Origin of the sequence: Serratia sp. 14-2641 (assembly GCF_001692375.1) — a bacterium.
Lineage (GTDB): Bacteria > Pseudomonadota > Gammaproteobacteria > Enterobacterales > Enterobacteriaceae > Chania > Chania fonticola_C.
On the sequence record NZ_LXKR01000044.1, the window covers coordinates 274,641 to 300,923 of the forward strand.

At 50.9% G+C, this 26,283-nt stretch carries 49 protein-coding genes; 26 read left to right on the forward strand and 23 right to left on the reverse strand.

The genetic code is table 11. From position 1 onward, the window contains the following. Positions 1-4 precede the first annotated feature (4 nt). From A6U95_RS16590 to A6U95_RS16680, 22 genes are all read right to left on the reverse strand, one after another. A complete protein-coding gene (locus tag A6U95_RS16590) occupies positions 5-2,170 on the reverse strand; it encodes a portal protein (protein ID WP_065685255.1) in 2,166 nt (721 codons plus the stop codon). After that, a complete protein-coding gene (locus tag A6U95_RS16595) occupies positions 2,170-3,669 on the reverse strand; it encodes a terminase family protein (protein ID WP_065685256.1) in 1,500 nt (499 codons plus the stop codon). The genes A6U95_RS16590 and A6U95_RS16595 overlap by 1 nt, the downstream gene beginning before the upstream one ends. Next, entirely contained in the window at positions 3,647-4,135 is a 489-nt protein-coding gene (locus A6U95_RS16600; RefSeq protein WP_065685257.1) for a DNA-packaging protein, read from the reverse strand. Before A6U95_RS16600 ends, A6U95_RS16595 begins: the two co-directional genes overlap by 23 nt. Positions 4,136-4,137: 2 nt before the next feature. Then, entirely contained in the window at positions 4,138-4,503 is a 366-nt protein-coding gene (locus A6U95_RS16605; protein WP_065685258.1) for a hypothetical protein, read from the reverse strand. Positions 4,504-4,561: 58 nt separating this feature from the next. After that, positions 4,562-5,164, reverse strand: coding sequence for a hypothetical protein (locus tag A6U95_RS16610; protein ID WP_065685259.1), 603 nt, complete (start codon positions 5,162-5,164; stop codon positions 4,562-4,564). A 9-nt stretch (positions 5,165-5,173) separates the two neighbouring features. After that, positions 5,174-5,413 carry a DUF2560 family protein gene (locus A6U95_RS16615; protein ID WP_065685260.1) on the reverse strand — a complete coding sequence of 80 codons (240 nt, stop codon included), beginning with the start codon at positions 5,411-5,413 and terminating at the stop codon, positions 5,174-5,176. Positions 5,414-5,477: 64 nt separating this feature from the next. Further along, a complete protein-coding gene (locus A6U95_RS16620) occupies positions 5,478-5,930 on the reverse strand; it encodes a lysis protein (protein ID WP_065685261.1) in 453 nt (150 codons plus the stop codon). Continuing rightward, positions 5,927-6,361: a lysozyme gene (locus A6U95_RS16625; RefSeq protein ID WP_065685262.1), complete on the reverse strand. Its 435-nt coding sequence runs from the start codon at positions 6,359-6,361 to the stop codon at positions 5,927-5,929. The genes A6U95_RS16620 and A6U95_RS16625 overlap by 4 nt, the downstream gene beginning before the upstream one ends. Beyond that, positions 6,345-6,665: a phage holin family protein gene (locus tag A6U95_RS16630; protein ID WP_024530259.1), complete on the reverse strand. Its 321-nt coding sequence runs from the start codon at positions 6,663-6,665 to the stop codon at positions 6,345-6,347. The genes A6U95_RS16625 and A6U95_RS16630 overlap by 17 nt, the downstream gene beginning before the upstream one ends. A gap of 504 nt (positions 6,666-7,169) precedes the next feature. Further along, positions 7,170-7,658, reverse strand: coding sequence for an antiterminator Q family protein (locus tag A6U95_RS16635; protein WP_065685263.1), 489 nt, complete (start codon positions 7,656-7,658; stop codon positions 7,170-7,172). A gap of 190 nt (positions 7,659-7,848) precedes the next feature. Beyond that, a complete protein-coding gene (locus tag A6U95_RS16645) occupies positions 7,849-8,430 on the reverse strand; it encodes a recombination protein NinG (protein WP_065685265.1) in 582 nt (193 codons plus the stop codon). Further along, the gene (locus A6U95_RS31050) at positions 8,423-8,596 is read right to left on the reverse strand and encodes a hypothetical protein (protein ID WP_158006218.1); all 174 of its coding nucleotides are present in this window, start codon (positions 8,594-8,596) and stop codon (positions 8,423-8,425) included. Before A6U95_RS31050 ends, A6U95_RS16645 begins: the two co-directional genes overlap by 8 nt. A 251-nt stretch (positions 8,597-8,847) precedes the next feature. Then, a complete protein-coding gene (gene ninD, locus A6U95_RS29895) occupies positions 8,848-9,021 on the reverse strand; it encodes a protein NinD (protein WP_074423365.1) in 174 nt (57 codons plus the stop codon). Continuing rightward, positions 9,018-9,461 (reverse strand): recombination protein NinB, encoded by a 444-nt coding sequence (locus tag A6U95_RS16650; protein ID WP_065685266.1) that lies wholly within the window; start codon positions 9,459-9,461, stop codon positions 9,018-9,020. Before A6U95_RS16650 ends, ninD begins: the two co-directional genes overlap by 4 nt. After that, on the reverse strand, positions 9,461-9,622 hold the full coding sequence (locus A6U95_RS31055) for a hypothetical protein (protein WP_158006219.1): 162 nt from the start codon (positions 9,620-9,622) through the stop codon (positions 9,461-9,463). Before A6U95_RS31055 ends, A6U95_RS16650 begins: the two co-directional genes overlap by 1 nt. After that, the gene (locus A6U95_RS16655; RefSeq protein ID WP_065685267.1) at positions 9,619-9,960 is read right to left on the reverse strand and encodes a hypothetical protein; all 342 of its coding nucleotides are present in this window, start codon (positions 9,958-9,960) and stop codon (positions 9,619-9,621) included. The genes A6U95_RS31055 and A6U95_RS16655 overlap by 4 nt, the downstream gene beginning before the upstream one ends. A gap of 2 nt (positions 9,961-9,962) precedes the next feature. After that, on the reverse strand, positions 9,963-10,223 hold the full coding sequence (locus A6U95_RS16660; protein WP_065685268.1) for a hypothetical protein: 261 nt from the start codon (positions 10,221-10,223) through the stop codon (positions 9,963-9,965). Positions 10,224-10,225: 2 nt separating this feature from the next. Then, positions 10,226-11,632 (reverse strand): DnaB-like helicase C-terminal domain-containing protein, encoded by a 1,407-nt coding sequence (locus A6U95_RS16665; protein WP_065685269.1) that lies wholly within the window; start codon positions 11,630-11,632, stop codon positions 10,226-10,228. Next, entirely contained in the window at positions 11,622-12,521 is a 900-nt protein-coding gene (locus A6U95_RS16670) for a DNA replication protein (RefSeq protein WP_065685270.1), read from the reverse strand. The genes A6U95_RS16665 and A6U95_RS16670 overlap by 11 nt, the downstream gene beginning before the upstream one ends. Beyond that, the gene (locus tag A6U95_RS31245) at positions 12,508-12,672 is read right to left on the reverse strand and encodes a hypothetical protein (RefSeq protein WP_198927304.1); all 165 of its coding nucleotides are present in this window, start codon (positions 12,670-12,672) and stop codon (positions 12,508-12,510) included. Before A6U95_RS31245 ends, A6U95_RS16670 begins: the two co-directional genes overlap by 14 nt. Before the next feature lie 8 nt (positions 12,673-12,680). Continuing rightward, positions 12,681-12,980, reverse strand: a complete 300-nt coding sequence (locus A6U95_RS16675) for a CII family transcriptional regulator (RefSeq protein ID WP_065685271.1) — start codon at positions 12,978-12,980, stop codon at positions 12,681-12,683. Between the two features lie 109 nt (positions 12,981-13,089). Then, entirely contained in the window at positions 13,090-13,311 is a 222-nt protein-coding gene (locus A6U95_RS16680) for a helix-turn-helix transcriptional regulator (protein WP_065685272.1), read from the reverse strand. 98 nt (positions 13,312-13,409) lie between these two features. Here A6U95_RS16680 and A6U95_RS16685 point away from each other — a divergent pair, with 98 nt between their 5' ends. Next, positions 13,410-14,072, forward strand: a complete 663-nt coding sequence (locus tag A6U95_RS16685) for a helix-turn-helix transcriptional regulator (protein ID WP_065685273.1) — start codon at positions 13,410-13,412, stop codon at positions 14,070-14,072. A gap of 244 nt (positions 14,073-14,316) precedes the next feature. Continuing rightward, entirely contained in the window at positions 14,317-14,856 is a 540-nt protein-coding gene (locus A6U95_RS16690) for a hypothetical protein (protein WP_065685274.1), read from the forward strand. Between the two features lie 330 nt (positions 14,857-15,186). Here the strand turns inward: A6U95_RS16690 and A6U95_RS31250 are convergent, their stop codons facing one another. Beyond that, positions 15,187-15,363, reverse strand: coding sequence for a hypothetical protein (locus A6U95_RS31250; RefSeq protein ID WP_198927305.1), 177 nt, complete (start codon positions 15,361-15,363; stop codon positions 15,187-15,189). Positions 15,364-15,627: 264 nt separating this feature from the next. Between A6U95_RS31250 and A6U95_RS16695 the strand changes: the two genes are divergently transcribed. The 24 genes from A6U95_RS16695 to A6U95_RS16790 all read left to right on the forward strand — a co-directional run bounded on the left by A6U95_RS16695 (position 15,628) and on the right by A6U95_RS16790 (position 26,241). Beyond that, positions 15,628-15,996, forward strand: a complete 369-nt coding sequence (locus A6U95_RS16695; RefSeq protein ID WP_139102388.1) for a hypothetical protein — start codon at positions 15,628-15,630, stop codon at positions 15,994-15,996. 255 nt (positions 15,997-16,251) lie between these two features. After that, positions 16,252-16,896: a hypothetical protein gene (locus tag A6U95_RS31060; protein WP_065685276.1), complete on the forward strand. Its 645-nt coding sequence runs from the start codon at positions 16,252-16,254 to the stop codon at positions 16,894-16,896. Between the two features lie 47 nt (positions 16,897-16,943). Then, positions 16,944-17,312, forward strand: coding sequence for a hypothetical protein (locus A6U95_RS16705; RefSeq protein ID WP_065685277.1), 369 nt, complete (start codon positions 16,944-16,946; stop codon positions 17,310-17,312). A gap of 111 nt (positions 17,313-17,423) precedes the next feature. Continuing rightward, entirely contained in the window at positions 17,424-17,588 is a 165-nt protein-coding gene (locus A6U95_RS31065; RefSeq protein ID WP_158006220.1) for a hypothetical protein, read from the forward strand. Between the two features lie 312 nt (positions 17,589-17,900). Next, positions 17,901-18,107, forward strand: coding sequence for a hypothetical protein (locus tag A6U95_RS16710; RefSeq protein WP_025118961.1), 207 nt, complete (start codon positions 17,901-17,903; stop codon positions 18,105-18,107). Beyond that, positions 18,104-18,271 carry a hypothetical protein gene (locus A6U95_RS31070; protein WP_158006221.1) on the forward strand — a complete coding sequence of 56 codons (168 nt, stop codon included), beginning with the start codon at positions 18,104-18,106 and terminating at the stop codon, positions 18,269-18,271. The genes A6U95_RS16710 and A6U95_RS31070 overlap by 4 nt, the downstream gene beginning before the upstream one ends. 9 nt (positions 18,272-18,280) lie before the next feature. Then, positions 18,281-19,147, forward strand: a complete 867-nt coding sequence (locus A6U95_RS16715) for an ATP-binding protein (protein WP_065685278.1) — start codon at positions 18,281-18,283, stop codon at positions 19,145-19,147. Next, positions 19,144-19,608 (forward strand): single-stranded DNA-binding protein, encoded by a 465-nt coding sequence (locus A6U95_RS16720; RefSeq protein ID WP_065685279.1) that lies wholly within the window; start codon positions 19,144-19,146, stop codon positions 19,606-19,608. The genes A6U95_RS16715 and A6U95_RS16720 overlap by 4 nt, the downstream gene beginning before the upstream one ends. Positions 19,609-19,617: 9 nt before the next feature. Next, positions 19,618-20,163, forward strand: a complete 546-nt coding sequence (locus A6U95_RS16725) for a 3'-5' exonuclease (protein ID WP_065685280.1) — start codon at positions 19,618-19,620, stop codon at positions 20,161-20,163. A 24-nt stretch (positions 20,164-20,187) separates the two neighbouring features. Next, entirely contained in the window at positions 20,188-20,454 is a 267-nt protein-coding gene (locus tag A6U95_RS30730; protein WP_139102389.1) for a hypothetical protein, read from the forward strand. Between the two features lie 4 nt (positions 20,455-20,458). Then, a complete protein-coding gene (locus A6U95_RS31540; protein ID WP_074423366.1) occupies positions 20,459-20,992 on the forward strand; it encodes a hypothetical protein in 534 nt (177 codons plus the stop codon). Continuing rightward, on the forward strand, positions 20,989-21,282 hold the full coding sequence (locus A6U95_RS16735) for a hypothetical protein (protein WP_065685281.1): 294 nt from the start codon (positions 20,989-20,991) through the stop codon (positions 21,280-21,282). The genes A6U95_RS31540 and A6U95_RS16735 overlap by 4 nt, the downstream gene beginning before the upstream one ends. Beyond that, positions 21,282-21,536: a hypothetical protein gene (locus tag A6U95_RS16740; protein WP_065685282.1), complete on the forward strand. Its 255-nt coding sequence runs from the start codon at positions 21,282-21,284 to the stop codon at positions 21,534-21,536. The genes A6U95_RS16735 and A6U95_RS16740 overlap by 1 nt, the downstream gene beginning before the upstream one ends. After that, on the forward strand, positions 21,526-22,044 hold the full coding sequence (locus A6U95_RS16745) for a class I SAM-dependent methyltransferase (RefSeq protein WP_065685283.1): 519 nt from the start codon (positions 21,526-21,528) through the stop codon (positions 22,042-22,044). The genes A6U95_RS16740 and A6U95_RS16745 overlap by 11 nt, the downstream gene beginning before the upstream one ends. Beyond that, positions 22,041-22,589 (forward strand): hypothetical protein, encoded by a 549-nt coding sequence (locus A6U95_RS16750; protein ID WP_065685284.1) that lies wholly within the window; start codon positions 22,041-22,043, stop codon positions 22,587-22,589. Before A6U95_RS16745 ends, A6U95_RS16750 begins: the two co-directional genes overlap by 4 nt. Continuing rightward, complete coding sequence (locus tag A6U95_RS16755; protein WP_065685285.1) at positions 22,586-22,918, forward strand: hypothetical protein; 333 nt, start codon at positions 22,586-22,588, stop codon at positions 22,916-22,918. The genes A6U95_RS16750 and A6U95_RS16755 overlap by 4 nt, the downstream gene beginning before the upstream one ends. After that, on the forward strand, positions 22,915-23,187 hold the full coding sequence (locus A6U95_RS16760) for a hypothetical protein (protein WP_065685286.1): 273 nt from the start codon (positions 22,915-22,917) through the stop codon (positions 23,185-23,187). Before A6U95_RS16755 ends, A6U95_RS16760 begins: the two co-directional genes overlap by 4 nt. Then, positions 23,180-23,554 carry a hypothetical protein gene (locus A6U95_RS16765; RefSeq protein WP_065685287.1) on the forward strand — a complete coding sequence of 125 codons (375 nt, stop codon included), beginning with the start codon at positions 23,180-23,182 and terminating at the stop codon, positions 23,552-23,554. Before A6U95_RS16760 ends, A6U95_RS16765 begins: the two co-directional genes overlap by 8 nt. Before the next feature lies 1 nt (position 23,555). Continuing rightward, positions 23,556-23,714: a hypothetical protein gene (locus A6U95_RS31075; protein ID WP_158006222.1), complete on the forward strand. Its 159-nt coding sequence runs from the start codon at positions 23,556-23,558 to the stop codon at positions 23,712-23,714. Positions 23,715-23,722: 8 nt separating this feature from the next. Continuing rightward, positions 23,723-24,154, forward strand: a complete 432-nt coding sequence (locus A6U95_RS16770) for a hypothetical protein (protein ID WP_065685288.1) — start codon at positions 23,723-23,725, stop codon at positions 24,152-24,154. 28 nt (positions 24,155-24,182) lie between these two features. After that, positions 24,183-24,416 (forward strand): hypothetical protein, encoded by a 234-nt coding sequence (locus tag A6U95_RS31080; RefSeq protein ID WP_065685289.1) that lies wholly within the window; start codon positions 24,183-24,185, stop codon positions 24,414-24,416. A 295-nt stretch (positions 24,417-24,711) separates the two neighbouring features. Beyond that, on the forward strand, positions 24,712-24,897 hold the full coding sequence (locus A6U95_RS16780) for a hypothetical protein (RefSeq protein WP_065685290.1): 186 nt from the start codon (positions 24,712-24,714) through the stop codon (positions 24,895-24,897). 95 nt (positions 24,898-24,992) lie between these two features. Beyond that, positions 24,993-25,244, forward strand: coding sequence for an excisionase (locus tag A6U95_RS16785; RefSeq protein WP_065685291.1), 252 nt, complete (start codon positions 24,993-24,995; stop codon positions 25,242-25,244). Next, complete coding sequence (locus A6U95_RS16790) at positions 25,186-26,241, forward strand: phage integrase Arm DNA-binding domain-containing protein (RefSeq protein WP_065685292.1); 1,056 nt, start codon at positions 25,186-25,188, stop codon at positions 26,239-26,241. The genes A6U95_RS16785 and A6U95_RS16790 overlap by 59 nt, the downstream gene beginning before the upstream one ends. Positions 26,242-26,283 lie beyond the last annotated feature (42 nt).

Genomic DNA, 26,283 nt, shown 5'->3' on the forward strand with positions numbered 1-26,283 from the left:
TCTCTTATTGAGGAATCTCGGCTGCTCTGCCGGAAGGTTGCATTGCTTGCTGCATGAGACCAGTTAGGTCCATGCGTTTTGAGTGGAGTTGTTCTTGCCCTTTAAGGACAAGCTCAGCGTCAGCGCGGGCTGCGTCGCCCTGCTTATTCTGGAAGTCACCGAGCAGTTTCAGCGCAGCGATCACATCTTGTTTCTTGGTGCTGTCGGCAGATGCGAGGATTTCTACAACCCTTGCGGCTGCAACCTGTGCTTCTGACTGCGCTTTGAATGCGTCAACCTGAATGCGTGCTTGGTCGTTCTGGGCTTTCTGCAAATCGGCTTGACCGGTAAGCAATACGCCCTGCGCCTGAACCATCTCGGCGCTTGGTTCTTGCGGCTTCTGCTGCGCCTGCTGCACCATCTCAATTTCTTCAGGTGTTTCAGGTTTCTTGAGGCCCATCGTGACGAGTTGCTTGTTGGCGTACTCGCGCATGATTTCGACGCCCTTACCATCGAGCAGCGTGAAGTATTGCAGCATGAGCATTTGGAACTCAGGCGTACCCTGTGGAACCTTGGTCAGCAGTTCAAGGATCTCCGCTCGGTTCTGGCTCTTCATGCTCTGGAATGACGGCCCAACATCGGTATAGGTTTCATACCGGCCACGGACATCGTTAAGCACAACTGACTGCCCGGTCTGGTAATCGATAACCTCGGACATCAGTTGCACGTCTTTCTCGCTGCCATCAGGTAGCGTGGTCATAACGGTGCGCGGAACGTCGTAGATATCATTAACCATGGATGCGTAGATTTGCCCGTCACGGCGCATGGCTGTGGCCAGGTTGTCCTGAAACACATATGTCGATAGGTCGGCGCGCATGTTCAGTTGGTTAACCGTATCGAATGCCACCTGCCCATTAGCAGCGTCAGAATCAACGCCAAGCTGTGACACTTCTTTCACTGCGTTGGTGGCTGCTTCCAGCATGTAAGCGCTGGCTTGCGATACTTCCGGGTTCTCCATGTAGGCGATAGGTTGAGCGGGAAGATCACCACTGTTTTCGTCAGTACGGTTGACGAGGTAATAGGGATAATCGTCCGTGCCGCTATACATGTGCTCGTAACCGGCGATTTGCTCAGGCCAGAAGAAAGGCTTCTTCTTCGGAGTTCTGGCGACCGTATCGGCGTCGAAGCTCATGATCATGTTGCGCAGGCGCTGACCGTCTTTCGTCAGCCTGACGACTCCCTCGTAAACCTCTTTGTCGCCAGCAAAGCCCCACTCGCCGTATGCAGGCACTATTGGGAGGTGCTCACCGGCTATCAGCTCGCGTGACTTGAGGATTGTCGAGCTGGTCAGGATTGTCTTGTAGACACGGCAGCGCTTAACCTTGCGCTCACCAACCTTAACCATGCCGGACTCTGCCAGCTCATCAATAACATCGGCGATGTCGCGTTTGAAGTAGCTGACCGGCTCACCACCAAGCGGATCTTGATAGATGAATACTGTCTCTTTCTTCTCTTCGACCTCGTAGAATTCACCAACATAAACGACATCTTTGTTCAGCCAGGGGAATAGCCAGTTGCTATCAGGGCTCTGGAAGTCGGGAAGATTGTCAGCATCAAAGCCATAATCAGCGGCGAACGATTCCCACCCGGCAATGCTGAGCGGCTGAATGACCGTGACGTGTTTAGCGTCAGACTTGTCCATCAGCTTGCTGTTGCTGTCCCAGATGACGTGTGATGATGCCTCGTGAATTGGAATGCGGCGGATCACCTGATTATTGCTGGTCGGGTCCTGGTCTTCGTGCTCAGTGACAATGCGCCAAGCACCAAAGCCAGCTTCGATTTGCTCACGAACAGCAATGTTCACAGCTATCTTCGCTGAATTGTGCCGCATGTCAGTGCGATACATGCCCATGAGCGTATCAGCAGAGTCTGGAGCCGCGCCGTCCTTTGGTCGATACAAGACATCAATCGGGTTCTGCCGCATCTCTGCGACGAGTTTACGCACTACCGGTCGGACTACATCGAACTGCCCACGGTATTGCAGCGTTGTGTATTGGTTCAGCCAGTCATCCCACTGCGACACACGACTAAAGAACAGATCGTTGGTCGCTTCGGCTCTGGCTTCATCGCTAGACATCCAATCCCGATCAAACAGCGTCAGGATTGCTTGCAGCTTGTCATCGTCAGCCATTATCTACCTCGTGGAATCGGCTTAATTGGGGCGGGCATTTTCTTTTCTTTTGGCTTTCTGATGTCGCGCATCATCTTGGCGAAACGGCGCATCATGTAGGCATATCGAACGGCATCAATGACGTCGTCGTTTGTCTTGGAAATCTTACTGTTCGCATCTCTGTGATAGAGGCGGAACTCTTCGAAGAATGGCTCGCAAGTGTTGAATGCTCGGAACCGGCTATCGAGCATGAGGTCGCGCAGCTCAGCAAGCCCTGGCTCTACAGCGTTACCGCCATCAGGCCACGTAGCGTGCTCCGGAAGCATTTGGAACCCAGCATCGGCGTACTGAACCTTTAGTTGCTCACCCCCGCCCTTCTCATGCTGATGGCCGTCATGTGGCCAGGCGACTGGTATCTTGCTGGCCCAAGACTTAACGGCGCCCCAAGCTTGAACTGCAGTGCTCTCTGACTTCTTCCATACCCTTGCGAGATAGAAAACATCTTCGTCTTTGTCCCACCACAGTTGTATGTGGGCCTGCGGGTGATCCCATCCGAAATCCTGGCCGTCGATAACGTAGAAGTGATCAGGACATTCGAATGGCTGACACTTAATAGTCTCTTCCGGTATCTGGAATATTCGACCGCTACCCATCGTAGGGATGCCACGTGATCGAGCTTCACGCTCATGCTCTGGATATGAGGCGATAATCCTTTCTTTCTGCTCGTCGCTATAGTGGTCGGCATCGTAGATTGTCATGGTGACAACCTTCTGAGCCTTGCTTGGATTCTTTGTGAATTTGGTAACTACTTCAGACATACCCATCAGCGGGGTAAACGTCAGGATTGAAAACTGTCCGTATTTGTTGGTACGCGTCAAACCTTCGCTGTAGATAGGATATGGCGGTTCTTCGTCAAACCACACGCCATGAATGGTGTCAGCCTGCCAGCGAGCTCGCCCTTGTGAATAAGGCTTGAAATATACGAGGCTGGCCCCGTCTTCAACCCCTTCCGCGTTATGATGACGAACGAGAAGGCGGTCGATGAGTCCTGGGAAAAAAGGCGACTTAACATAGCTGACTATATCGTACTTGGGGATCATGCCGTATCCAGGAGCGTTACCCTCATCGATGCGTCCGCACAAAACGCGCTGCGTCGATTTAGTTACAGTCTCGTTCGTCTCTCCGCCAACCCAAAACACTACCGGCTCGTTGAACCTCCGGCCAACCCACTCACCGTCATATGCGCCATCTTCTGGATACCCAACTGTTCCTGGATAGCGGCCTGTAAGGTGAAAAGCCACCTCCGCACCGCCAGTGAACGTTTTCCCAAGTTGGTTGCCAGCCATAAAGCAACGCTCAGTGAACTCTGCACCAGCGTCCATAAATTCACGCTGTTTGCCATAGGGAGCATATTCGAAAAGCTGGTGACTACGGCGGTATTCATCTTCGACTTCAAGAAGCTCAAGCAACTCTATCTGCTCGTCTTCTGTCAGCTCATCAAGGATCGCTTCTTCCACCACGGCTGAGTAACTCCTTAATCCGAGAGCGGCGCTTATCGCGATCTCCCTTATCAGGTGTCACGTCTTCGACTTGCGACTGCTCTTTGAGGCCCAAGTCACGGGCGATGATGTTTGCATTCAGTAGGTCGGCTGCTGCGCCGGAAAACTTCTGGTCGTAGATGGTTTCTTCTGCTCGCGTAGTGACGTAATTAAAATCTTCACGTGACTTATACAAAGCCCATGTTGGCTTCGTAATATCGAGGTATAAGCACAAGCCGCCGAGTGTCATTGCGCGCATCTTAGCTATGGGCTCTTGCGTCACCTCTCCCTGATACGCAAACGCCTTCATCTCCCATAAAGGGTGCTCTTCAACCCACGTGAAGTACTCACAGCATGCTGACCACAGCGCCTCGGGCGATTCGAATTTAGGGTTACGCCCATGACTACTGCGGGCCTCCCAGAATCGGTTACCCTTTGGTGCTGCCATGATTATTCCTTTGTGATGTAAGGCATGAATTTATGCATGATTCTCTGCACCAAATAGCAGAAGGTTTCATTCTGAGAATCATTTGGTGTTGGCACCCCTACGTGACTGCATATTTCAAATGCTGTATGGCATGCCTCATGAGCAAGGATTTGTGGTTCGTGCAGGAACACTCCGATAAGGAGCAATGGGGGCTTGCCTTCCATGAGGTGCGTGTAAGCAAAGCCATCAAAACCAGACAAGTCGAACTCAAGCCCAAGCCTTGTGAAGTAATCAGTCGCTTCTTCACGCTGACGTAGCAAAACGATATCAGCACAGTTAAAGAGTGGCACTTGGTACGTTGGCGGTTTAGGCCATTTTGATTTTGCCATCTCTCCATCCTCGTTAACTCATTATCCAGCCCACTCGGTGAATAGGCTGTGTAATTTGCTATGCAGTAACACCTGCGGCTTTATTCGCAGCCACGGAGGCGTTGACCTTAGCTGCCAGGGTGGCCACGTCGTTTTTGATTGCAGTGATAGCAGCGTTCGTTGATGTCAGCGATGCCGCAGTGGTATCGGTTGTTGCAGCCGTTGCTGCGGGGATTGCTGCTACAGTGTTTCCGCCTGATGTGCCACCAGATGAATCGGTCAAAGCTGCTACCGCCGTCTGTTGCAGTACACCACCGCGATCTGTTGATGTCGGCGTCTTGTTACCTGCCATTGCAGTAGTTGCGGTCGTGCCAATCACTGGTGCAAACGTTGATGGCTTGCCGGTGATATCAGCCCATGCCGCGCCAGTGCCGTTTTTGGTGTACACCGCCTCAAATGCTGACTTGCTCATATAGAACATCGGGCCACCAGTACGGCTCACCAAGTAACCAGTGGCCACTGGCCGATATTGCTGCATGAAACTGTCGGTAACCGTCACAACTGGGAAACTGTTCGTTGGTGTGATTTCACCGTAGCCGGTATCCAACTGCTTAACTGAGGTGATATCGATGGCATTAACGACTTCGCTATTGCCAGAGTACAAAGGCCATGGACTATTCATGCTCACCCCTTATGATGCGGTCTGGAAAATGGTTAATGCTTCTTCGGTCAGCTTGATAGCCTTATCGACTCGTGAAACCGGCTGACCTTCTACCTGCGCTTTGGCATAAGCATCTTTGAAGAGCTCATACTTGAACTGGTCTCCACCGATGAAAGAGATAGCCTTCTCACCAGCAGCTGTATCGCTCATGACCAAGCGGAAGATCTCCAGGTTCATGGCTTGTAATTCTGTCATTTGAATAATTCCCATTATGGGGAGTCTCCTGAAGTACGACCTTTCCCTGTCAGTTGGCTCCATTGGTTTAAGTGATGAGCTATTTAGCCAGGCATACATCGTTGATGTAGTCCTGTAGCCCGGCTATTTGGCTGTTAGCGGTTTCGATTCGCTCTCTGAGAGTGAAATAATCCCGTTCAGCGGAGTCAGAAAGTCGGGGGCTGGTTGCATCAACCACGCCGCCGGTGGTGGTTGTGGCCGATTTACAACTGGCGTTGAGTTGCAGCCGCTTAGTGCCATCGGCAACATCACGCTGCAAATCAGCAATCTTACTTTTGGCATCTGCTAATTCCTTGGTGCGATGAGTGTCGATAGCACTGGCGCGAATTTGTAAGTCGGATTGAATGCGGAGGCTTTGCGATAACTGGCTATTTGCTGACTGAAGTTTGTCGCGGTCATGCCTTAAACCTTGGTTTGCATATGTGAAGTAAGCCAGTAGACCGAGCACCAACGACACAATAGCCATTTGCCAGTGCGGTAGCGGCCACTTCATGACAGGAACAACTCACGCTCAGCAGCGCGACGCCTCACCAACCCTTTCATCTCTTTGCCGTTAGCATTCTTCCAGCGAGGGAACTGGTCAGCAGCACCTTGCACATCGCCAGCGTTGAATTTCTTAACCAGCGTGGATGATGCGAAGCTGGCCCCGCCGATATTGAATGCCAGCGATACCATGGCGTCGAACTGGTTCTGTGTCATTGAGCGCTTGATAGCAGAACTCACGGCAGCTTCGAATACTGCCAAATCCTCACGCAAGAATGCTTCGGCCTGCGCCTGGGTAATTTGGTCGCCGGGCTTAACGCCTTTCGTGTGGCCCCAGCCAATAGTCCAGGGCTTTCCGCCAGTGCCGGGATCGGGATAAGCCTTCAACTCAAGCTTTTCGAAACCTTTAATCAGGCTGATGCCCTTATTGCTGATTTGCATTGCCTTCCCCCAAGCGCTTCAGAAAGCGACTCTCGACCATCCTAATGGCCTCAGCACCAGACCAACCAGCCAGGCCAGCAATCCCACCTGCAATCTCTGCCGCCCAGCTCGAATAACTCGCAAGCAACAGCACCAACGCACCGGCGAATACTGATATCAGGATTTTCAGAAGGAAAAACGACCACCGGAATTGCTCGCCGTTGATGATTCGCCAGGCATAGTTCGCAATGGTTCCGAGTAACGTCATGATGAGCACAAGGACAACGCCCAGCATACTCACTGACTCTGGCTCTTTGATAGGCATTCGCATGACCTCCCCCTGCCGGGTTCTCGCCCGATCTTCGGGTGGTAGAAATGGGATAGCCGCCCGCTGTTGTCACTCAGCGATAGAGGATGTTTGGGGTGATTGACTGTTTTAGCGGGCGACTAAATGCAAAAAGCCCCGGCGAATGCCAGGGCTTTGGATGTTATTTTTTATCGTTGCAATAAGGGCAATGAGTGTACTTGAATAGGTTATCAAACCACCCAATACCAGAATTGCATTCTTGCGACGTACTAACAAATCCGGTGTATCTGCACATGCTGCACCCGCGTGGGATTTCTTCTCTTGGCTGCGGCTTTGCTGATGACGCCTTTGTGACTTGTTGAGCTTGCTTTTGAAGCTGATCTTGAAGCTCTTCCCTATTCATAAAATGCCTTTTAACCCGCACGAGGCGAGGCTTTGAATTGGGTGGTGACGCACTTAAGACACACATACGGCACCTTACCCTTTAATGATTGCTCATTTGTTCAAATGTGTCAACAGGTTTCATGCCACTTTCTGTATTTTGCCGACACGTTTGCGGGAGTTGAAAGCAAACTTAAGCGGTTCGTAAATCATGAACAGACTAGCATTCAGTATTTCCTCCACCTCCCGACGACACGTTGATAACGATGGACGCTTAAACCGGTTTCCTCCCCTTGTGCTGATTTTGCGGGGAATTGCACTCTTGTGGCTATACACTGCAATGGCGTACTTTGTTGAGCCGTGAGCATAGTAACTGAGCAGAATACCCATGGCCTTTGGGTCAATGCGGAGGACGGAGTCTACGACCTGAGAAATCATTAATCCGTCATCATCATTGCACATTGGCCTACTCATTCCAGGCTGTGGCTCAACAGTTGCCATGTACTGAGCTATAACGCTGCTCATGCGCTTTTCGAGCCTTCCGCTATAAACCCATGCCCCCCACAGTTCTAGCCAGCCATTGAGCCAATCATGCTGGTCCTTTGTGAGGCTTAACTCTCTTACACTCATACCCTCACCTCAGTGTTAACCGTGCCGTGCTTGTCGTGCCTGGTCGTGAACATCGGCATTACCCCGCTGTAAGCTGGCTTTACTTTCATCACGTCAGTGCATTGAAATACGCCATAGTCCCGGTGGTATTTCTTGCGCATAAAGCGAGCCTCTTCGATTGCAGATTGGAGATCGTTAAATACGGTTGCCATTAGGCTGCCTCCGATAGTTTTTTAAGTGCTCGGGTTTTGGCTCTGTACGACGCTCTGAGCGTGTCGAGTTCTTCTCGGGTGTATCGATGAGCGGTGTTGTTGTTTTCAAGCGCCAGGACGCGCTCAAGGCCGATTTTGATTACTAGTGCCGCCCGGTAGGGAACTGCGTTGCTTGATAACTCGGCGTTACACCGATGACACTGTTTGTGGATGTTGTCTTCGACGTATCGAAGATGTGATGCTGCGCCTCTTGACCTGTAATGTCCTGCTTCCCATTGGGCGGTGTCCCAAGTACCGCAACTGATGCACGGTAATTCCCTGTCACGCTCCCGGACGTAGTCGTTAATCACCCGCTGCGTCATATCCTCCCAATGCTTGAGGGGCCTTAACACTGCCTTGCGCTTATTCCACTCACGGCGTGATTCAGCCTCAGATTTGCTTTGCTTGCGCTCTGATTGCTGCTTTGCGTGTTGGATTGCACATTTGGGACTACAGACGATTTGGAGAGTGTTACGAGGGGGGAACTTGGTTTTGCATACTCGGCAGGTCTTTGGTTTCGGCGGCTTAATGCCTTTAGCCATGAATAAACCATCCTATTGTGAATAGTGCGCCAGATGCCGCCGTGCCTACGAAATACAGGCTGCCTTTCATGAAGTCTTGGCACTCTTCCAGCGTTGCTATCCAGGCAATGAACATTGCGAGAATCCCAAACAAAATAAACGCGCCTTTAATCGCTGCAATGCTCATTATCTTCCTCCTGGTTGCCCATGGTTTCGTCTGCGAACCTGTCTATCTCGGCATTGCACTGGCCGCAGATGTAAGTTTCATCGGGTGATAGCTCTTTGGGACAGTTGCAGCATTTCATCTTGTCCTCCGTACGCGGTTAAACCGGCTCTGTAGTAGCGGCCAAACGGCGTCAAATGTAGGGATGTCTGTAGAGTTTGGTTGCGGTTTACGGGGTGACTTGGATTTGGTACGGAATATCAGGTTATCAATCGCTATTTGCGTTGCGCTTCTGCGGGCTCTCGCCATATGTCCTCCTCGGTTTGTCGATACGGCATCTCGCCTACTGGAGTCCTCTCACAACGCATGCATTGCTGAACCCAGTATTTCTGCCCCGGCCGGAACCGGTAATCGTCTTTTATTTCTCCGCAGCGTGAACATGATTTCATGCAGCCCTCGCCTTATCGCCGTAACGCTTTGCCCACTCGATTGCCTGCCGTGAATCCTCGCTCCAGTTAACCCCGCGCTCAGCGCCGAAAGCGTTCATCAGCTCAATGAGGTCACGCATTTCGCCAACCTTCATCTTGCTGGTTGATTGCCCCAGAACGACGAAGCCACCATCGATGCCCGGCACGGTTTGCTGCTTCTTCAGCGCCGCGGTGAAAACGTGCTTCCAGCTTTCCGAATCCATCTTCTGGCCATACCAAACGACCTGCTCACTGATATCGCGCAGAGTGGCCCATAGACGGGCGTTCTGGTCTAGTGTGCGGGTAGGTTCCTGGATGGTTACTGCGAGAGGTTTTTCGGTGTTGAGCTGGAGGTTGTCGATGTAGGCTTTCAGGTTCTGGCGTATCTGTGGGGTTCTCAAGTAGAAAACCTGTTTATCCATCATTCGACTCCAAGTTTTTTGCAGATGAAAAGTGATGACAAAAAGGAGATGACCAGCGCAGCCATTATCGCCAGAACCCAGCGGCCAACAGGCTGGATAAGTATTTCCGCTGTCAGGCATCCGCCAATAGAGCACAAAATTAGGGCTGCAATAAATCTCATACCCCTTCCCCTTTGATTCTGATGCCGATAGCCCGGAGGGACTCGGAGAACTTTGTTATCGCTGAATTTTTACCGGTTAACATGGCGCGACCAGCGAAAGATTTAGCTGAATTAACATCAGCGTAATCTGGCAGCTCAACAACGAGGCTCTCCCGGCCCTTCTGCCACCACTCCCAGGCATCACGCGCCCGTAACGAGTAGTAATCCAACTCTGGATCTTCATCGGTGCCGAAGTTGTGAATTCTTAGCAGTGCGCTCATCCGTGATTCGGGTATATCACCATGCCGACGCTTGAACTCAGCTTCGAATTGGCTCCGGCTCTCTGTTTGCTTATCCATGGTCACTCCTTAATCGTGAAGGTCATTGCCTCAAGCTTTGCGATCTGCTTTTTCAGGCTGGCGATTTTCTTCTTCCGCATGTCATCGGCCTTTTCCAGCGCCTCGGTCTCAGCAAGCCTGTAGTCGGTATGCCACACTGAATTATGAAACCCTTTTTCCCTCCAAATAAACGAGCCAGACTCCATGATCTCCCCTTCTCGTTTGATAACGCCGGTGCTCAGCGCGTATTTCGTGATGTAAACCGTTGTCAGTTGCTTATCCATGGTTAAAATCCGCCTTTTTTCTTGGTAGGTTGAGCCTCACGCGTTTCCACATTGCGCTTCGCTGTAGCCTGGTCGCAATCGTAGATAGCCCCGTTTCGCTGCTCGGTGTACACCACGCCGGACGCGCCGTGACGGTTCAGTCGGAGCAGCAGCTCTGTCGCGCGCTGATCTGCATGTTCGTCGTAAGCGCCTTCCCGGTAGATACCAAGCCAGTAATCACAGTCCTGTTCAATTTGACCGGTATCGCGGCTATCGCTTGGCTGTGGTCGCTTATCGGAACGGTTCTCAAGCTGGCGGTTTAGCTGGGTCAGCAGCACAACAACGCAGTCGAGTTCCTTCGCGAGATTCTTCAGCCCTTTTGTGATCTCCCCATACGCCAGATCGTTACGGTCGGCCTTCTCGGCCTTCATCAGCGTCAGATAGTCAACCAGCACCATACCCACCACGCCGCGCTCACGCTTGATACGGCGACACTCTGCGACAATGTGAGCAAGTGATAGTCCGGGCGTGTCGTCGATGTACAGATTACCGTTCTGGATAAGCTCGCCTGCCTTGGCGGAAGCCAAACCAAACTTCATCTGATCGAACCCGCTGGCGTAGAAGTGACTGCTGGCCACCCCGGAAAGCTGGGTGATCATCCGTTCAACGAGCTGGATATCTGGCATTTCAAGGCTGAACGCCAACGCAGGGAGGTTTTCATTCAGTGCGCAGTTGATCGCCATATTCAGATAGAGCGTGGTTTTGCCCATTTTTGGCCGGGCACCGACAACGAACAGCGAGCCTTTGACAATCCGTTTTGGCTCCAACATTGCATCCAGTGAAGGAATGCCGCTGGTCAGCCCAATGGCGCTCTGATCGCCAGTGAAACGCTTCTCAACCATCTCGGCCCAATCACCAAAGACATCCCCGAAGGTGCGTAGTCCACGCCGGGCCCCAACTTTTGAATAGTCGGTGATCTGCGTGAAGAGTGTCTGCACTGATTCGAGTTTGTCATCAGCTGATAGGCCGTCGTTGGCGTACATCAGGGAAACCATTTGGTTTAGCTTCTCGATGCCGTATCGCCTCTTGGCACGGTCACGGACAATCTTCGAATACTCCACGATGTTTGCCATGCTTGGTGTGTATCTCGACAGTTCGGCGAGGTAGGCAAAGCCGCCAATGGTTTCAGAAATGCCTTTTCTCTCCAGACTATCGAACACAGTCAGCAGGTCTATCGGCTTCTGTTGCTGGTTCAACGCTCTCAGCTCTTCGTAAATCACTTGATGGGGCCGACAGAAAAACGCCTCCGCCTTGAGTGACGAAAGAACTTTCTGGCAGCGTTCGCTTTGTCCGCCGTCCAACATCAGACCGCCGATCACGCTTTGCTCTGCTTCTAGGCTGTGCGGAGGTGTTAAGTAATCAGACGTCATCGCTGTTTCCCTCCCGGACCTTGAGATAAACCTCGTCGCTCAGCAAGTATTCGAGATTCTTACAGCGCCACGTCTTGCCAGTCTTGGCATCAGGCCGAGCGCCAAGCATCCACCGGCAGTTGAGCGAGATGTATGTCAGGTAGGCTTCCCATGCAGCCATGCTGAATGGCGCGTTATCCAGTTGGCGGGTAATCTTCCCTGCTTTCACCCAGAAGGTTTTAATCAGGTTCTTCCGCTTGTCACTCAGTGCTCGGATGCTAGGGCATTCAGGCAGTATCCGGTGGTAGGCGTCGATCACGTCTTGGCATGTGTGGGATGGTTTTTTCTGTTCTGAATTTTCTGCTGCTGAGACACTCTCTTTATCTTTAGATAAAGAGTTATTAGTTATATTGTTGTTTATGGACAACTGTTGGACATTCGTTGGACAAACACCGCTGATAGGCTCGTTATTACTGGTGTTCGCGTTGGACAACTGTTGGACATTCGTTGGACAATTTTGGGCCTGAAAATCGTCATATTTTAGGATGGTAATCAGGCTGAATTTGCGCCCCATGGCTTCGATTTTCAGCATGCCTTTTGACTCGAAACTACGAAGCAAACTCTTCACTTTGTTGTCAGGGATAAACGTTTCAGATACCAGCGTTGGCCGCCCGGTGATCATCTGCCCTCTCCCCACCATCATCTCGCCAATGTCGGTCTTAACCACTGCCGGGGAATAGTTGGCTTTCAGTATCAAGTGAAGCCAAAGGTGTACTGCCTGCGAGTCCTTGTACAGTCTGCTATCCATGAATTGACGGTGTATCAAGGCAAACCCCTTACCGGTCGCCTCCGGTGTCTCTACAGGGCGTTCCTGCGGCCTGTAATCGGATAACTTTCTAACGACGTTCATCTTTCTTCACCCCTGCTTTAGCCAGTCTGAAAACGCCAATAAACCGCTCAGCGAACGGCTTGTTATTGGCAGCCAAATAAACCAGCTCGTCGGGGCAATCTGGGTGACGCCGCTCCTCTTCCTGCTTGAAATTTACGCGTTTTCGTGCCATTATTTACCTCAGAAATTGATAGTGATTTGTTGTTCCGAACCCTTGGTTGCCGCCAGGGGTTTTTTATTGCCTACCGCTTTGAAAACTTCCTGCACTGCCCTTCCTAATGGGCTACATTCAGCAGCCATTCGAGCTATGCAGAAGATGGTCGCGATGTCCCGCCAGTTAGTCCGGCTTATCTTCGATTCATGCCACCCTGCCAGCTCTGCGAACTTACGCCCTGTGACCTGTGAAACGGTTAGCAGAAGATCGGTTTCAGCCCGGTTAATCTCTGTTTCTGTTGGCTTGCTGTAACTTGCGTTATGCATGATTGATAATTTCCCTATCAAATAAGTGATGTGATCAGCCCGTGGGAGTGACCACTAGTGATTTGTTTTGGTGATGTGCACTTTTCAGTGCTCGATTGAATGGATGTTGCTATGCGGCTTTTATCGCCATGTATCTTTGCGGGTAGAGAATCTGCATTTCACTGATTTTCCCACCAAAAAACTGTGAGAGTCTTTCAGCCGTTTTCAGGGAAGTGAGTTGCTTGCCTCGTTCGATTCTGCTCAGGTTTCCAACATCGATCTCTGTAGCCAAAGCCAGGTCAGCCAACGTCAAACCAGTCTCTACACGCATTTTTCGTAATGGTGTATCCATATGCACCTCCATTTAATGCGCTACACGCATATTATACCACGCATTTAATTTGCGCAAGGCGCTTTGCGAGTGACGCAAAAAGGTTATTAAATTGAGCCATGGAAATAGGTAAGCGCATCAGACAACTTCGCAAAGCGAAGAAAATGACAATCCTTGAATTGGCCACGTCGGCAGGAAGTGACGTGGGGAATATCTCTAGGCTGGAAACGGGAAAACAAGGATTCTCAGAGACTACTATAAAGAAAATAGCTAGTGCCTTGGGGGTTAAGGTTTCCGACCTTTTCACAGAAGAAGAAATAACAGTGCCTCTAACCACTGAGCAGGTTGAAAAACCATTTACCATCGACGTTCTGGATGCAGAGGCAAGCGCAGGTGGCGGCCGAGTTTCAACAACTGAGGTCGCGGAGACAATTACTAGCATCGTTTACGATACAGCTCGGGCGCTGGAGATTTTTGGCCATCGCCCAGCAGAGACCATAAAGGTGATCACCGTTACCGGAGACAGCATGTCCGGAACGATCGAAACTGGTGATTACATCTTCATTGATGTTTCTAAAGATTATTTTGATGGTGATGGGATTTACGTGTTTTCGTTCAAAGACGCAGTAATGGTCAAGCGGTTACAGTTCACTGCAGATGGCTTACTGGTTCGCTCCGATAACAAAACCTACACGGACTGGCTGATCACAGAGAAAAATGAGCAGCACCTTAAAGTGATAGGGCGGGTTATCTACAGTCACGGCATCAGCCGATACGTGTAGTCCAACAGTCGAAATGATGACAGGACTGAAGAAGGTCGCAGAGATGCGGCCTTTTTATTTAACTGGATATTCATACAGATTTTTATTCTGCAATTTGACATATTTTTAGCGAGCAGTCATGACCGCCTTTTAACCAAAAAAGAATCTTAATCTGTATGGCGCATTTGAGTCTTTCTAGTCTTGACTTATTCCCTTAAGCGATCAAAAATCTGATCGTACACAATAACTTACGGGAAGAAATATCATGAACAACGGAAAATTCAGCGTTAAGAAGTTCCAGGAATTCCTGGAAATGCTGACTACTCTTGACGTTGTCAATGAGAATACCGCAAGAAACCTCAAGAACTCTACGGCTCGACTGCTGACCGTTCTCAAAGATGACGAAATGGATGACATTACCAAAGTCGATGTAGATGAACTTGCTAAGCGGTACATGGAAACATCAGAGCCAAAGCCATCGGAGAGCAGCATTACTGCCTACAGAAGTCGCACAGAGAGCGCCATCAAGAAGTTTATAGCCTTTGAAGAAGAAGGTAAGATTCTTTACAAGCCTTTGGCAAAAAATGAAGAGGTAGAAGTGAATCGCGAAGACACAATCATATTAGGTGATCAGGATCCCGAGGTGCTGAAAGCAGCATCGAACATTAGCACCTTCTCTCTTCCGGTGATAATTCGCCCTGAGCAAGGTATCTCTGTCACGATCAGTGGCATACCTACAGACCTCACAAACAACGAGGCCGAACTTATAGCTTCAATATTGAAGGTCTATGTTCGGCCTCATTAGTAATTTGAGCTAATTCCCCCAGCAAGGGGAAGGGCTCTGATTGGGGATGGACACCCGCAACCACACTTCATTGACATAAGTAAGGTAGCGGATCCTCATTTTTTTATCAAGCCTTGGAAGCGTGTCCCTGCTTTGGCGAGGTAATTTATATGGCTACTACGATCTGCCACAAATGTGGCAACAGCTGTGAAGTGATTTTCCGCCCATGGATCATAGACCAAAACGGAAAGAAGCGTTTCCCTAAGAAGTCTCGCGTATTCCCCATCCCTGTCTGCGGGTGTGATGAAATCTAAAGGAACCTAACCCGGCTCAGGCCGGGTTTTTTGGGGATTATCGCAGGGTATCCAATGCGAACTCCACCGCCAGATCAACCTCAGCACCATCTGACAGCATCAATATCATCTCAATGATCGACTCGTTCGTGACTGCCCTATCCTCTGCGCAAATCTGAACCACCGCCTCACCGATCACCAGGCACATAGCCTCGTGCGCCTTTTCCATGTCCATAGCAGCCTCCAAGTTGATTGTGTTTTAAACATCACAACAATAACACAAAATAAATAACCTTATAAATCAATGAATAGTTGTAGATTTAGTTGCTTATGTGAATTTGCGTTTGACGCATTTGCGCATTGCGCATATATTAATTCCACAGAAGGGCAACGGCAAGGCATCACCAGGGCGGTGATTCAATCGAGCACTGAAAAGTGCAAACAACTAACAGAGACAGCTTCGGACTGCTTGCCAGTACCAAAGCTATTTCAGGAGGTAATGATGATTAAGTTGCAGAACATCAAAGATAACGCTCGCAGCCGCCGCGATGCACAGAGAAAAGCAAAGCAGCAGGCCTGGGCTAGTTCCAATCCATTGCGGGTTGGCCGGACATACCAGGTAGTAGCCCAAAGAGTAACGATGGTTAAGCAGGCTGGATACTCACCTGCCCCACTCAAGTTCCTGGTTGCAGATGCCTTCTGGCTGGCAAAGGAATACAAGATGCAAATTCTCCGTGCCTCATACCTTTATCAGAACGAGTTCAAGCGCAAGCCAGTGATTGAGGGGCCAGCATGCTTACCCCAAGTAGCCCTATACAACGCGGGTCATCGTAAGACACGTAAAGAAGCAGTTCACATTGTTAAGTGAGGGATGGACGATGAAAGTGACAATAGTACGGTTAGTTTCTGGTGAGTACGGTCGCCGCTGGTATCACCGATTTAAATGGCTGGACCGGGCATTCGACCGGGCGCCGACAGTACGCCGCCAGATGGCATGGACAGCCAAGGAATTGAACTCCGCCCAGTAGATTTACCGCTGCCTCTATACGTGGGGGCTTCGGCAAGATTACTAACACAGTCGCTTATGCGGCTTTTTTTCGGCCTAAATCTGGAGATTTAACGAATGCAAATCACAAAAGAGCAAGTGCAAAAACTGGCGTGTGGCGATGGCTTTGCTTGGTTCAAAGAAAAATTCCCACAAGGCGGTGATTACGCCGAAATCATTCAGGCCCTTAACGCTGATAAGAAATATGAATGGGCTCGTTGGGGTGTCAGCCAAGCGTATAAAACCTTCCTGCAAGGCGAAACCAAGGCTGAGTTTATCAAGGCCGAAACCAAAGCTACCGACGCGATGGTTGTCGAACTGAACAGCATGGAGCACCCAGCGGATCAGGTCGAGGGCGAAAGCAGCTCCGGCAACGACGCACAAATCGGCAGCTCCGGCAACGACGCACAAATCGGCAGCTCCGGCAACGACGCACAAATCGGCAGCTCCGGCTACAACGCACGAATCGGCAGCTCCGGCTACAACGCACGAATCGGCAGCTCCGGCAACTACGCACGAATCGATGCTACCGGTAAAGATGTTGTTGTGGCCGCAGCCGGATCAGTTTCGCGCATTGTGTTGGGTGAAGGCGGTTGCGCAGCAGTTCCTTACAGCGACGGCACACGTACTCGCTTCGCTATTGCTTACGTCGGCGAGAATGGCATTAAGGCCAACACGGCTTATTCGGTGAATGAAGTCGGTGAATTCGTAGAGGTCGAGTAATCGGCCTTTTTTATCGGAGGGTGCAGCATGTCTTATCGCGGGAAGGTATGGTCAGCCATGATAAGCGGCTGCACTGTGTTTTGGATTGGCGTTATATGGGGGATTTGGGGATGAGTGGATTTAAAGGAACGCCCGGGCCGTGGAAGTACGCGAAGAATGGCCCCCACTGGAACAATGCGGCATTGGAACGCATCAGTATTGAGTTCGGTATTTATGGGGAGAACATCGCAGATACGGTTTACGAAGAGAATGACGCACGGTTAATAGCTGCCGCACCTGACCTTCTGGAAGCCTGTGAGCGGGCCAGAAGCCATCTTTATCAGGCGGGTTATGAGCCCAAAGAAAACTCGCTTAATCCGAATGAAGACCTGCTATTCCAACTAGACGCAACAATCAGCAATGCCATTGGCGAATAGCACAGTCCCCAGCCCATTCACTGAGTGGTCTGGATACTGGCTCCAGACCAGTAACACCTCGTTGCCATTCTTGCCCGCCAAGTGCGGGCTTCTTTTTGCATGGAGTAAATTATGGAAGAGTACGAACTTGATGCTTTTGAAGCTGTAGTTAAGCCAGTAATGGAATACCTCGCCAAGAACCACAACCCGCACAAGACGTTAATTATCACGAGCGACTCCGCCCAACTGGTTGAGGCTTTAGCAACTCACACCACGCAAGAATTCATTCCAGACTGACCACAAGCCGCCTAACCAGCGGCTTTTTCATACCTAAGCCAGTTCACTCGAGCTGGTTCAGTTATGAACCCCATAAATCAACAGGAGTAACGTCAATGGCTCAAGCTATCGGCGGCGCTATTGGCGTCGCTAAAACCCTGCTCGAACGTATTCATCAGTATCTAATTGCCGGTGCCAAGCCCGGTCCGGAGGCATTCGCATGACTGACTTAATGAGAGTTCCACGCGGCATTCAAGCCAAGAAAAATAACCGGTTCGTCAGTTGGTTTAAGCGTCTGACGATTGTTCGTGTACTCCGAATGAGGCTAAAGCCATGAACATCGAAATCACCTGCAACAGAGTAAGCAGCACCCCCGGCATCCGATCCGGTGAAATGAAGGTGAATCTGATAGGGGCGCAGATAGAAACGCCTGACGAAGCCGCACAGCGCGAAATGCTGGCTGTTATGGATGAGTCAGTGGTGTTCGCTTATCTCGCCGAGCGTGGTTACTCAGTTACTGAGGTTAAGGCGGTCGCATGAGTCAGGAACTACTCGCTAATGATGATCTGTTCGTTGCTCACATGCAGAGCGAATTGCAACAGAAGCTAACAGAGTCACAAGCGGAAAAGGACGCCCGCTGGAACGGTTCGCAACACGAAAGCCCGTCACTCACATGGAATGAGTTTGCAGGTAACTTCAACTAAGAGGCAGTTATGAAATTTGAAAAAGCCATGAGAAAGAAAGCCAAGCTACGGCTGGCACTTACCGGGCCGAGCGGTTCAGGAAAAACATATAGTGCCCTTCTGATTGCTAAGGGGATCGGCGGCAAGATAGCTGTTGTTGATACCGAAAAGGGTAGCGCCTCGCTCTATTCTGACATCGCAGAGTTTGACGTTCTGGAACTGGAACCACCCTTCTCACCTGAACGCTTCATTGAGGCCATTCAGGCGGCCGAGCAAGCCGGTTATGACACGTTGGTGATTGATAGCATTACTCACGAATGGGGCGGCGTAGGTGGCTGCCTAGAGCTTGTGGACACCATTGCAAAAAACAAATATCGCGGTAACTCCTGGTCAGCGTGGAGCGACATTAACCCGCGGCACCGCCTGTTTCTTGATTCCATTCTCCGATCGCCGATGCACATCATCGCAACGATGCGAAGCAAGACCGAAACGGCGCAAGTTGAAGAGAACGGACGCAAGAAGGTTGCCAAGCTCGGTATGAAGTCAGAGCAGCGCGACGGCGTGGAATATGAGTTCACTACTGTGCTCGACATTGTCCACGAAACGCACCACGCCAACGCCACGAAAGACCGTACCAAGCTGTTCTCCAGCTCAGACCCTGAAAAGCTATCCGAAGAAACCGGCAAGAAGTTGCTGGCGTGGCTTGAGTCTGGCGTTAATCCGCACGAAGAAATCCTTACGGGCTTCACCAGTGCTATCACAACCGCGGGCCTGGATGACTTGGAGAAGTATTGGAAAAGCGCTGATAGACGCCTCCTCGATACGCCGGAGCACGAAAAAGCGAAAGAACTCTATGTGATGCGCAAACAAGAACTTGAGAAGGGAGAAGCGGCATGAGCAGTAAAGGCGTCAATAAAGTAATCCTCGTCGGCAACCTTGGGAAAGACCCCGAGGTTCGCTACCTACCTAATGGGGGCGCAGTTGCCAACATTACCCTGGCGACCTCCGAAAGCTGGCGTGACAAGGCTACTGGGGAGCAGAAAGAAAAGACGGAATGGCACCGCGTGATTCTGTTCGGAAAGCTAGCGGAGATAGCGGGTGAATACCTGCGCAAAGGCTCCCAGGTATACATCGAGGGCAAGCTAACAACGCGCAAATGGGCAGACCAGGCTGGCGTCGAGAAGTACACCACGGAGATTCACGTCAACGTGGGCGGCACCATGCAGATGCTGGGTGGTCGTCAGGGTGATAGCGCTCCGCAGCAAAGCGGCCAGCAACAACGCTCAGCGCCAGCACAAAGCAGTCCGCAGCAGAGCAACGAGCCACCAATGGATTTTGACGACGACATCCCGTTTTAAGGAATAAAAATGAACCATTTAATGCTTGATCTAGAAACAATGGGGACTGGAACTTACGCGCCAATTATCTCCATCGGTGCAGTGTTCTTTGAGCCATCTACCGGAAATATTGGGAAAGAATTCTCTGTGAATGTATCGCTTGAATCATCAATGCGGCACCGTGCGCGCCCTGATGCTTCGACAATTCTTTGGTGGATGGATCAGGGAGAGGAAGCCAAGGTCAGCCTAAAAGACAACCCACAGGAACTTTCTTCTGCACTAGCGAATTTCTCAGGCTTCATTACCGAAAATGCCAATCAGAAGTATGTTCAAGTGTGGGGGAATGGTGCGTCATTTGATTGCGTGATCCTTCGCAGCGGCTACACACTTGCTGGTCAGACTGCGCCGTGGCAGTGGTGGAATGATCGTGACGTTCGAACCATCGTTGAGTTGGGAAAAGTTATCGGGTTCGACCCAAAGAAGGACGTGCCATTTGATGGCGCTCGCCACAATGCATTAGCAGACGCCAAACATCAGGCCAAATACGTTTCGGCAATCTGGCAAAAGCTAATCTAACCCCTCTCCCCGCAGGTAACCCACATGACCAAAGAAGAACTATATGCCGAAATTACGGTAGGTGTCCTCGCGGCCTTTGACAGCCTCAAGCGGGGAGAAACACATCAACGCGCCAACGGAATGATGGCCCGGACAGCCGCACGGATTGCGGCATCCAAACCTGACTGCCCTATCCACCTTCTACCGCCATCGAGAGTGCCATATAGCCGTGATAACCCGGCACCCGACCGTTACTGCACTCTTGTACATATCGACTGGTACGGCAAAGGCTGGTCACGCAAACAAGGATAACCCCATGAACGAAACAAACCACCCTTCCTCACTTGCTACATGCACCCTCATTCAAGACCTGCTTAACGTGAAAGAAGGCGGTATTTACGAAGCTGTAGTGCAACTCAAGCAGCAGCTTGAAGCGAGAGAGCGCGAAGTGATTGCGCTGACGAATGAGTGTGTGCAGATGAAAGCCATCATCGACGCCGTTACCGATTTAGATAACGAGCCTCAGTATCACTGTGAGGGGATGGGATGTGGTCTTGAAGACCGTGGTATCACTGACCGGTACGACGCTATGGAATACGGATGGGAACAGGCGATGGAGCGCATTTACGGAGAGGTTATCCCATGCACTGAGGAACTGAGCTTCCCTGCCACCGACGCCGCTCTGGCTGCGGTGGAAGAGCGTGGAGTAGAGAAGTTCGCAGATGTTTGGGACGCTGATACTGCAAAAATAATGGAAGGCCCATTCTTCTACGGACACATAGAGCAAAGAGAGGCGTTTTCAAAATGCGTTCGCGCATACCTCGTCGAGCTGCGGGAGGGCCGGGTATGAGCAAAGCAACGTATCTGAACGATTTAACCCGCGCTTACGAACGTGAGCGCAACGTCAAATGGCAAGCAGCCAATTCGCCGTATAAGCACATGCCAAAGAAACGCTGGCAGGAAGTTGTAGAGGCCTACAACCGCAAACAAATCCGCAAGTGTCGCCGCTCTGTTGGCAAATCCAACAAGCTGGGGGTGCGTAGAACGGCTCTGGGCATGGTTCGGTGGCTAAATCATCTTGAATCGATAGCAGCAACATGCCCGCATGTCGCAAACATGTTTGGTGGGGAGGGCCGGTGATGGCAACTAATAGCGAACTGACCGAGAAAGCCAAAAAACTCGGAATCATTTTGTCTTTTGAAAATAACTTTTGGGGTGAAGGGCCGTGCGTACTTGCCACATTTCCAACGCTTGAGGGGAAAGGCTGCGATTCGGCGCTGGCGTGGATGAAGGATTTTAATAGTAGGGATGATGCAGAGGCTTATGCGCTGAAAATAGCGATTCGGAATGCAAATCCCGCCATTAGTGACAGCGAGGCCCATCATGAAGAGTGACAACGCTACAGCGGAAAAATCGATCCTCGACATGTGCTGCGGCTCCCGCATGTTCTGGTTCGACAAGCAGGACAGCCGCGCAGTATTCGCCGACATTCGCGATGAAGAGCACGTCCTTTGTGATGGGCGGCAACTGCATATTCACCCGGATGTGATAGCTGATTTTCGCGCCCTACCGTTTGCCAATGACTCATTTTCGCAAGTCGTGTTTGACCCGCCGCACTTGGAGCGCGTAGGCCCGCAAGGCTGGCAGGGCAAGAAGTACGGGAAGCTGAACAAAGAAACGTGGCGTGATGACATCCGCGCCGGGTTCTCTGAGGCGTTTCGCGTATTGCGGCCACACGGCACGCTGATTTTTAAGTGGAACGAAACACAGATACCAGTAAGCCAGATTATCGCCCTTACCGATGTTAAGCCGACAATTTGGCAGCGCACTGGCAAGAACGATAAAACGCACTGGATTATCTTCGCCAAGTCGGGGCAGCACACACAGGGGGAGAGAGAGTGAAAATCAAAGAAACGAAAGTCTTGAGCCTTGAGATAAGCGATGTTGAACGTCTCGACCCGATCCGCGTTATGGCTGAAAACTACGAGCCAGGGAAAGGACGCATCACTATCACCTGTTACGGTAAGGCATGGACTGCCGCCTGGTTTGCGATGGGTGGCGATACCGTCCAGGCGTTTTTCCAGCGCGTCAGCAATGACTACCTGATCGACAACTTCGCGCCGAATATGCCCAGCGAAGTTGATGATGATAACGACGCGAATGTGGAGTTCGTTAAGCGTGAAATCTGCAAGCTGCGTCGGTCCGGCGAGATTGACCAGGACAAGGCCAGGGAGATGTGGGATGAAGCCAATGCCAGCCACGACATCAAAGAGGACTGTTGTAGCGGCTTCAGTAGCTCGGCGGTGCGGGAATTACTTGGCGATGATCCAGCTTACGCCAGATGGCCCACCGTGCCAAACCACAAATACACGCACTTAGAGCGCATTCTCGACGCCGTTCGCGAAGCATTGCGCATGTATGACGCCCAGGAGGAAGCAAAGCTATGAGCAAATTAATTACAGCAATGGATCCGCAACGCGATGATTGCGGGTATTGGACTCACCCGGATTACTTTGAACCAGCAGACGGCAGAGAGTACGCCGCACCTGGTGAGTTTGAGGCTTGGCAAGATAGTAATCGCGTTATTGCTCATGTGCTGTGGGCAGAATGCGACGTTACGGACGAACAGTTAGAGGCTCTCGAAGATAGCAATGGTGACATTAGCCATTGGAACCCCACACCACCCGCTGGCGACGGCTGGTTCATTGGCTCCATTCACGACACTGAGGACGGCCCTCTTTGTGTCTGGCTTCGCCCTATCGAGGTGACAGCATGACAGATAAATTAGAAGCACTTAGCCAGCCTGTGGCGGTTGTCTTAAACAAATACGGTGACCCGGAAGCGTTTGGAGAGCGTGAGCTTAAACTTTTGGCCGACCTCCAGAAGGTTCCATATAACACCAATTTCTACTCGCAAGAGTACGTAACTGCACTACTTGAAGAGTTACGAATAGCCAAAAGTGACAGGGATAAGAATGGTTGGTATGTCCATGAATGCGCCCGCATTCAAAAACTACTGGAGCTGAACGGGGTTAAATATGAGTAACCACAAAGAATTGATTGACAAGGCAAAGGAAACTTTAAAACAGCTCCGCTTACTGCAAGAAAGTGAAGTAGCGGAGCATATTTTTACATCAACAGTTGAACTTGAAAATGGGGAGATGTTTCCATTTTCCCGTGAAATTTCCGATGTAGCTTTCGCTGCGTGTGGAACTGTAGGAGCACTGCTGGCAGCGCTGGAAGAGGCAAAACAGCGACTACAGCAGCCCATCAAGTTGCCCCAGCGTTATCGCTGCGAAGGTTATCACATCGATGAGGCTTATTTAGAGGCCGACAATGACGGGGATTGCTTTGATCGTGATGAGGTAATCGCAGCACTGACAGAGCAGGGCTTCAAGGTCGAGGGAGAGTGATATGCGCATCCGGATCAGCAAAGACCGCTGGCTTTGTTGCAATACTCTGCCACGTGAACTGTGGTATTTCGGTTACGTGGAGGATTGGTATGACGGGCCCATCCCCTGTTTCGGCTTTGGCTTCTTCCACTTTTATTTGTGGTACGACTACATGTTTTGAGGTGATGAATGACAATATCAACTGTAACGAATGAGCAGTTACGCGAAAGATTAGAAATATTTGTAAGAGAGCAAGCCGAAGGTGAAACACCAGAAATAAGAGAAATATATGGACTGTATGCATCAGCATTTGCCGAGCTGCTGGCTGTAAGGGAGGCGCGGAGCGTGCCGGTGGCGTGGCAGCAGAGATTTAGTGGTGACCACTGGCAGAGTTGCAGCAAATCAATGTTCGATTATCTATCTGAAAATCCAGACCCGATTGTAGAGGTCAGGGAGGTTTACGCCGCCCCGCCTGCGCCTGCGTTACCATGTGAACTGCTAGATGCAATGGCTGAGGTCATTCGCATTTCCGATCGTGACCATGAAGTTTGGGACCGAGCAAAAAACGCCATTTCAGCCTGCCGCGCCGCATTGACAGCAGTACCTACCCCTACCAAGTAATCCCCCTTCACTCTTCGGAGTATCCCCTATGAACATCATCAGCGTCAGGATTCCCCGCGCCTATTTCACAGATGGCAGGGTTAGCACGGATTCGCTAGAGCAAGTTATTCATCAAGGCCTTTGGAGCCAGTGCGGGGTTATGCCTGCACCAGTAAAAGTTACCTTGCATGAAGGGCATATGACTTTGGCATCCGGCTGCGCAGCTGATGATGTCGACAAAATCTTAGGCTTAGGAGACAAACCATGCATGCAGACCAATTAGACCAAGCTTCTGAGCTTGAGCAATTTAATATTCAGGTAGCGCTTGCCGGCCGACAACCGGCGCCACCTCCCTCGCCCATTTGCCTCAACGGTGATTGCGGTGAGCCATCAGTACCAGGCACCAACTTCTGCTGCAAAGAGTGCCGGGAAGATAACGAACGGTATCAGTGGAGTTTGAAGAATCGGAGGGTGTCATGAAGCGGAGCGAGTTTCCATTTGAAAGGCATGTTGGCTGGAGCTGGACGCTGACTTTGATTTGCCTGGCGCTGCTGGCGTGGGGATTTGCGGGGCAATGAATGGACATACTCACCAACAACGTGATCCGCAGTACAGCTAAAGACGCCATCAAAGAATACCGCCAGACCGGCAACACTCTCACTTACCGCCAAATCCTCGATAAACACGCGCTGAAAATAGCTCACATGCTGCCGAGAAAACCTCCGGCATGGCTGCAATTGAACTACGTGTGTCATGAGGTCTAGGCAGAGAAATAACCAGTAACTTATCAAGTTACTAAATTAGTAGCCATCACCCTGTGCATGGCTAGGGTCATCACGTCTTATTTGCGGGAGTTTGCATGCTGACAATCAGACAATGGAACGAGCGGCAGCCAATTAAGCGAAACGAAGAAACCATAAGGCGGTTGATTCGTGAAGGCAAAATCTGGCCAGCACCGGAGAAGGATGGCAAGGAGTGGCTGCTGTCCGAAAACGCAAAGAGAATCGACGGGCAAAGCACGAAGCCTGAAGGTCTTTTATCGAGGATCAGGAATGGCAAGAGTCAGGAACTCAAGGCGGCGCGACCTGCCGCCAAACCTCTATGTTCGTAATGGGGGTTACTACTGCTACCGCGACCCAAGGACGGGTAAGGAGTACGGATTAGGGAGGGATAAGCGACTGGCGATAACTGAAGCAATTTCAGCAAATCTGGAGTTTATGACGCGTGATGGTGAACGAACTTTGGCGCATCGCATCCAGGAGGACGGTGTGGTTACGTTTCATGCCTGGCTCGACCGGTACGATGCCATTGTAGAGCGCCGAGGCTTGAAGGAGTCAACGATGGTAAATCACCGTAGCAAGCTTGGGATATACCGTGATTTCTTCCCGGACAAGCCGATCGCAGAGTTCACAACGAAGGATATCGCCGGGTTCGTCAACCACTACGTTGAACAGGGGAAAAGCTCAAGCGCCAAAATCATGCGTGGAACGCTGCTAGATATATTCAGGGAAGCCATTGCAGATGGTGCCATACAACACAATCCTGTTGAAGCGACCAGGAACCCAAAGACAGATGTGCGGCGATCGCGTCTGTCACTGGCAGATTTTAACGCAATAAGGCAATGCGCGAGGGCCCTGCCGTCTTGGTTTATTCCAGCGCTGAATATGGCACTTGTAACCGGCCAGCGCATGGGTGACGTATGCAACATGAAATGGGAGGATATCTCTAACGACAGGCTCCTGGTCAAACAAGGGAAAACCGGATCAATGGTGGCAATACCGATGAGGCTGAGCGTAGCCGATGTTAACCTTGAGCAACTGATCGGCGATATCAATAAAACCAGCGACTACATCATATCGCCACGCACTGGCGGGAAGGTGGCCGAAAGAACAATGTCGGATTATTTCACGAAATCGCGTAAACTATCCGGCTTAACGTGGGATGGAGATCCGCCATCTTTCCACGAAATCAGAAGCCTTTCCGCTCGTCTGCATACAGAGGCGCGAGGAAGTGAATTCGCCCAGCGCCTTTTGGGTCACAAATCAGCCGAAATGACAGCTCGCTATCAGGACTCTAGAGGCTCTGAATGGATGGAGCTTCCTTTATGATTGTGACTTTATTTTGACTGATAGTGACCTGTCAGTTGTAAT